Source organism: Endozoicomonas sp. SESOKO3, from assembly GCF_024606255.1.
Genome location: NZ_JAHHPR010000715.1, coordinates 1 through 1,615, shown reverse-complemented (window position 1 = coordinate 1,615; position 1,615 = coordinate 1). Strand labels below are relative to the sequence as shown.

The 1,615-nt window shown below is 44.1% G+C and carries 1 protein-coding gene; it reads left to right on the top strand.

The annotated features are described in order from the left end of the window. Positions 1-1,615 (top strand): hypothetical protein (locus KDK18_RS12555; RefSeq protein WP_257255269.1); only part of this gene is annotated, 1,615 nt, incomplete at both ends.

Genomic DNA, 1,615 nt, shown 5'->3' with positions numbered 1-1,615 from the left:
GAGTCCATGCTGGATACGATAGAACAAATTCCCTGGAAAGCTTACACCGCAGTTGCTCAAAAGACAGTTGCTCAAAAAAGAACCAGTAAATACGATAAGCTAATCAGACTTACCTTTTATATCGAAGCTGCGGATTGGCGAGTCGTAAGACAACAGGAAAGGCTGCTTAAAGATATAGAGGACAGGCTGCAGATCTACCCCATTGTAAACGATGCGGCAAAAGAAAGAGGCAAGACTTTCCTTGCTAAACTGGCCAGCGATCTGGAAGTAGTATTTGAAAACGACGTTCACCTCAACGACAACAAGAATGTTATTTACTGCAAAATTTCGGAATTAATGGGTGAGGTAGAAGAAACCCATGGCGATGAAGTGTTCAGAAGGGCCAGAAACAATGAAATTGCTCATCAACTCAACATTGAGGACTATAGAGATGACGCCGGTATAGAAGACCAAAACATTCTAATTAAAAAAAAACTCGAACAGCTGGAAGAAAAAGTTTTCAAAGCAGGTGTTTCTGAGGTTAATGAGCATATCACAGCCATTGACAATGAACTTGACAGGCAAATGGCTCGCCTGGACCCCAAACCCCGGTACGTTCTTGATCGTGAAGTAGCCACAGTCAGGGAAGCAATAGAAGAAGCTGAAAGTGAGCAGAAGACAGCTAAGCAAAAGCTGGATGCTATTCGTGTCAAACAATATTTATTTACCGGCCCCCCAGCTGTACACGAAAGTATCTCGGATGGAGACGACATAGTTCTCAATCGGGCAATGAAACAAGTTCAAATAAGGCTGGGTCTGACTGCAGATGACGAGCAAACCCTTCAAGAGCGAGTAGAGGACGTCAATGATTTTCTGGAAGAACACGGTATACAAAGACGAGAGGAAATCTTTAAGAAACTGAAAACCAAAATAAATCTTAATGTTCAGATTAGAGATGACCTCAGTTTACAGGAAGAAGCTGATGACTTTATCGATACTTTGGCTTATGTAGATACTCTTGTTCGGGAAGCAAGCGATGAAGTCTATAGCGAATTGGGTGAACAGATTTTAATCAGACAAAAGCATTTTCGGATCACGGAATTCCTGCGTGAGCACTACAGGAAAATTATGGCAGTGACCAATGCACGGCTTGAACAGAGAGATGCAAAAGAGAATCTGGATCGTAAAAAACAGGAGATTGAAGATCCCGGACACATTGATGAGCAGGCTAAAGCCGCACATGAAAAGGAAATGGACGCACTGGGTTTAGTCCTGAAGCAAAAAAGTGAAGCTGTATCAAAAGCAAAAGAGGCTCTGGCGGATTATCGTAAAGCAGCTCTTAACACCGTCGAAGAAGCCGTGGGTCTCAAACCAGACGCTACTGATACTCATGAACAACGGATTAATGCCCTGAGAAACAAACGGTTACAACTGGGCAGTGATGATGTTATTGGCAGCAAGGCCCAACAACTGATTCATAAACAGGCTCATCTGGAAGGTGAGATTAAAGTCAGAGAAGCCGCCATTGAGAGAATGAAGGGAGTCCTGAAAGCGGCAGAGAAAGCCGTCGAAGATGACGACGGTCCCTTCCAGTACACGCCGAGGCAGGCAAAAGTTCGGGCCGCTATGGACGACT